The 4,702-nt window shown below is 65.2% G+C and carries 3 protein-coding genes; 1 reads left to right on the forward strand and 2 read right to left on the reverse strand.

Features of this window, described 5'->3' with window-relative positions; translation table 11 throughout:
* On the forward strand, nucleotides 1-3,354 hold a 3,354-nt coding region (gene putA / locus ENZ75_RS21520; RefSeq protein WP_128278300.1), incomplete at its 5' end, for a bifunctional proline dehydrogenase/L-glutamate gamma-semialdehyde dehydrogenase PutA.
* Nucleotides 3,355-3,469: 115 nt separating this feature from the next.
* On the opposite strand, the gene ENZ75_RS21530 is transcribed toward putA, so the two are convergent.
* Nucleotides 3,470-3,784 carry an antibiotic biosynthesis monooxygenase gene (locus ENZ75_RS21530; protein ID WP_027039045.1) on the reverse strand — a complete coding sequence of 105 codons (315 nt, stop codon included), beginning with the start codon at nucleotides 3,782-3,784 and terminating at the stop codon, nucleotides 3,470-3,472.
* Between the two features lie 62 nt (nucleotides 3,785-3,846).
* Nucleotides 3,847-4,590, reverse strand: a complete 744-nt coding sequence (locus ENZ75_RS21535; protein WP_245481188.1) for a TonB family protein — start codon at nucleotides 4,588-4,590, stop codon at nucleotides 3,847-3,849.
* Nucleotides 4,591-4,702: the final 112 nt, after the last annotated feature.

The following is a 4,702-nucleotide window of genomic DNA, read 5'->3' on the forward strand; positions in this document are numbered from 1 at the left end:
CCCGATACCGAGACGATGGACGACCTCATCGCCGACAAGATCGCGCCGCACGACTGGTCGGCGCATTCGGGCGGTTCGAGCTCCATCTTCGTCAACGCCTCGACCTGGGCGCTGATGCTGACCGGCCGCGTCCTCGACGAAGGCGAGGGCGGCATCGAGGGCACGCTGCGTTCTATGGTGCGGCGGCTGGGCGAGCCGGTCATCCGCAAGGCGGTGGCCGCCGCCATGCGCGAGATGGGCGAGCAGTTCGTGCTCGGCCGCACCATCACTGAAGCCGTCAAGCGCGGCCGGCCGATGACCCAGAAGGGTTATCTCTATTCTTTCGACATGCTGGGCGAGGCGGCCCGCACCGAGGCCGACGCCTTGCGCTATCACAAGGCCTATGCTGACGCGATTTCGTCGCTCGATTCCGGCTCCAACGGTCCTGACATCAGGCAGAACCACGGCATCTCGGTCAAGCTTTCGGCGCTGCATCCGCGTTACGAGGTGGCGCAGAAGGACGAGATGCTGCCTGTGATGGCCGAGCGGCTTTTGTCGCTGGCGCTGGCCGCGCGCCATTCGCGCATGGGTCTCAACATCGATGCCGAGGAGGCCGACCGCCTCGATCTATCGCTCGACGTCATCGAGCGGGTGCTGGCCGAGCCGGAACTTGCCGGCTGGAACGGGTTTGGCGTGGTGGTGCAGGCGTATGGGCCACGCGCGGCCTTCGCCATCGACTGGCTCTATGCGCTGGCCAAGAAATACGACCGCAACATCATGGTTCGGCTGGTCAAGGGCGCCTATTGGGACACCGAGATCAAGCGGGGGCAGACGTTGGGACTCACCGGCTATCCCGTCTTCACCCGCAAGGCCAACACCGACGTCTCCTACATGGCTTGCGCCAAGAAGCTGCTTGGCATGACCGACCGCATCTACCCGCAGTACGCCACCCACAATGCCCACACCGTCGCCGCCATCCTGTCGATGGCTGATAATAACCGCGATTCCTTCGAGTTCCAGCGCCTGCACGGCATGGGCGAGGCGCTGCACGAGACGGTGCGACGGTCCGAAGGCACGCGCTGCCGTATCTATGCACCGGTCGGAGCGCATTCCGATCTGCTGGCCTATCTGGTGCGCCGGCTGCTGGAGAACGGCGCCAACTCCTCCTTCGTGCACCAGCTGACCGATGAGGATGTCGAGCCGGAGGACATTGCGCGCGATCCGCTCGAGACGGTCGAAAGCCAGGGTCCGGCAGCCAATCCGGCGATTGCCCGGCCTTCCCAGATTTTTGGAGCCGGGCGTCGCAATTCGAAGGGATTCGACATCACCGACACGGTGACGCTGGCGGCGATCGACAAGGCCAGGGCGGCCTTCGCCGGGCCGGATCGCTGGCATGCCAAGCCGATTACGCGGGCCGCCGGCTATGGCAAGCAGCGTCCGATCGTCAACCCGGCAAAGCCTTCCGAAGTGGTCGGCACGGTCAGCGAAGCAGCTGCCAAGCAAGTCGCGACCGCCGTGCGCTTCGCGGTGGAAGCGCAACCGGCCTGGGCGAAGCGTCCCGTCGCCGAGCGCGCCGCCATCCTCAACCGGGCCGCCGATCTCTATGAGGCCAATGCCGTCGAGTTCTTTGCACTCGCCACCCGCGAGGCCGGCAAATCGCTGGCCGACGGCGTCGCCGAGGTGCGCGAAGCGGTCGACTTCCTGCGCTACTACGCCACCGAGGCGGCCAATGCCGAGGTGGGCACGCAAGCGCGCGGCGCCATCGTCTGCATTTCGCCGTGGAATTTCCCGCTCGCCATCTTCACCGGCCAGATCGCGGCAGCGCTCGTTACCGGCAATTCGGTGATCGCCAAGCCGGCCGAGCAGACGCCGCTGATCGCCTTCCGCGCCGTCGAACTGCTGCGCGAGGCCGGCGTGCCGGAAGACGTCATCCAGTTGCTCCCTGGCGACGGCCCATCGGTCGGCGGGCCGCTCACCGCCGATCCGCGCATCGCTGGCGTCTGCTTCACAGGTTCGACCGAGGTTGCCAAGCTGATCGAGAAGCAGCTGGCCGGGACGGCCGCGCCCGACGCCATGCTGATCGCCGAGACCGGCGGCCTCAACGCCATGATCGTCGATTCCACCGCGCTGCCCGAACAGGCGGTGCGCGATATCCTCGCCTCCGCCTTCCAGAGTGCCGGCCAGCGCTGCTCGGCGCTGCGCGTACTCTACGTGCAGAAGGACGTCGAGAAGAAGATGCTGGAGATGCTGAAGGGCGCCATGGAGGCGCTCAACGTCGGCGATCCCTGGCGGATTTCGACCGATGTCGGCCCGGTTATCGACGACGAGGCGCAAAGCTCGATCCGCGAGTATTGCACGAAGATGGGCCTGCAGGGCAGGCTGATCGCCAAGCTCGAGGCGCCCAGGGAAGGTCGCTTCGTCGCGCCGCATGTCTTCCGGGTCAAGGGTATCGAGGACATGGAGCGCGAGGTGTTCGGGCCGGTGCTGCATGTCGCCAGTTTCGACGCCGACCAGATCGACGCCGTCATCGCCGCCATCAACCGCAAGGGTTATGGCCTGACCTTCGGCCTGCACACCCGCATCGAGGGCCGCGTGCAGCATTTCGTCGATGGCATCCATGCCGGCAACATCTATGTCAACCGCAACCAGATCGGCGCCGTCGTCGGTTCGCAGCCGTTTGGCGGCGAGGGGCTTTCCGGCACCGGGCCGAAGGCCGGCGGTCCGCACTATCTCCGCCGCTTCCGCAAGGGGCCGGAGGCCGGCACCCATGTGCAGGATGGCCACAAGGTCACGGCGACCGAGCTTGCCGACAATCTGCCTGATCCCACACTTGGCGGCTGGTCGACGCGTCCGGACCGGATCGCCATTCTGAGGAAGCATCTGCGCGGCAAGGGTGCTGCGGCCATTGGTGCGGCCGCCGGCATCGATTTCGGCCAGGTCGACCTGCCCGGGCCGACCGGCGAAGCCAACACGCTCTCGCTGTCGCCACGTGGACGGGTGCTGTGCCTTGGTCCCGATGGTGATACGCTGCTGGCGCAGACGATCCAGGCGCTCGCCGCCGGCAACGCCGTGCTGGCCGTTGCACCGGGTGCACCGGCGGCCCTTTCCGCTCTGACCGGCAAGGGCCTCCCACTGGCCGTCATCGACGGGCGGCCTGATCCGGTCGAGGCACGCTCGCTGCGCGTCGATATCGTTGCTTTTTCCGGCACGCCAGAGGCCGCGCGCATCGTGCGCAGGGTTATCGCTGATCGCTCAGGCCCGATCGTGCCGCTGGTCAGCGAAGTGTTGAACCCGGCGGCTTATGCACATGAGCGGGCCGTCTGCGTCGACACCACCGCCGCGGGCGGCAATGCGACCTTGCTGGCCGGAGCCTGACTCCGGCCGGTCGATAGAGCCATTCACCGTTTCGTGGAAACGGTGAATGGCTCTATCTCTTTCGGTTTATGCATGTCGTTGTCCCAAAACCGGGACCACTTTTGAGCGACATGCATTACGCGCCTTCGACGACCGAAAAACCCTCGAACTGGGGGTGGCCGAGATAGTGGACCTTCGTCGTGCCGACATTCCTGTGGGCAGCGCGGAAATTCTCGGACTTGGTCCAGGCGATGAAATCATCGTGGCTCGCCCACACGGTGTGCGATGCAAACAGCGTGTAGCCTTCGGTCTCGTTGACCGGGCCTCGCAGCAGGTGGAATTCGCGGAACCCCTTCATCTCCGCAAGGCTGGAATCGCGGTTCTTCCACACGGCTTCGAAATCGTTCTCCGAGCCGGTCTGCACCTTGAAGCGGTTCATGGCGATGTACATGGTGGTTTCCTCTCACAGGGATGTTGATGATTTGCGGCCGCAGCGTTTTGTTCTGCGCACATTCAAAATGGGCCGATTTCGGTCTCGAACTCCAAACTTGCGCTTGCTGCCTGTGGTGGAATCGAAGGGAAGGGGGCTGCTTTGCGGATAATGCCAAGCGCCGCCTGATCGAAAGCCGCCGACCCTGAGGTCTCCAGGATGCGCAACTTATTTATGTTGCCCTTCCTGCCTATGACGAATTTAACAACCGCATTGTTGCGTGCCGCCAGTTGTAGGGACGGCGGCAGAGTGCGATTGACGCTGCCGAGCTTTCTAAAGACATCGCCGCGGTAGTTATCTTCCGCGGCAGTGCCTGCCTCGTTTTGCCTTTTGCCCTTGCTGGCCGCTTGCGCCGACAGGTCCTGGCCATCCGCCGTGCCGCGCTTCTCATCCGCCGTCTTTGACTGGGCAGCTGCCGGACTGGGCCTCGCGCTGGGGATCGGCGGCTGTTCTGGAACGGCGACAGGCGTCTCGGTGCTCCTGGGCTGAACGGTCGGCTGTGCCGGCGCTTCGGTCTTGGGAGCCACGCTCTGATCATCGGGGCGAGGGGCGCCGGCCACCAGTATGTCCGGGGTGACCGCCTGCGGTTTGACAGGTTCCGGCAAAGGCTTGAGCGGCGGCTTTGCCGCTTCCGCGGCAGGTTGGGAGGCCTCCGTTGGCTGCGACGGCTTGGGCGGCGTTGCCGGCTGTGGTTTGGCCGGTTGCGGGCTGGGCACCAGTGCAACGTTTATTGCCGTCGGGTCCTTGTCCAGCGCGCTGCCGACCACGTTGGTGCCCGACTGATCACTGCCTTCCGGCTGCTCGGCATTCTGGGAACTCGAAATCCCCGAAGGCGAGATCAGAAAAGCCGCCGCCACGGCGGCATGGAGCGCGCAGGAG

The organism is Mesorhizobium sp. M7A.F.Ca.CA.002.04.1.1, assembly GCF_004022805.1.
Lineage (GTDB): Bacteria > Pseudomonadota > Alphaproteobacteria > Rhizobiales > Rhizobiaceae > Mesorhizobium > Mesorhizobium ciceri.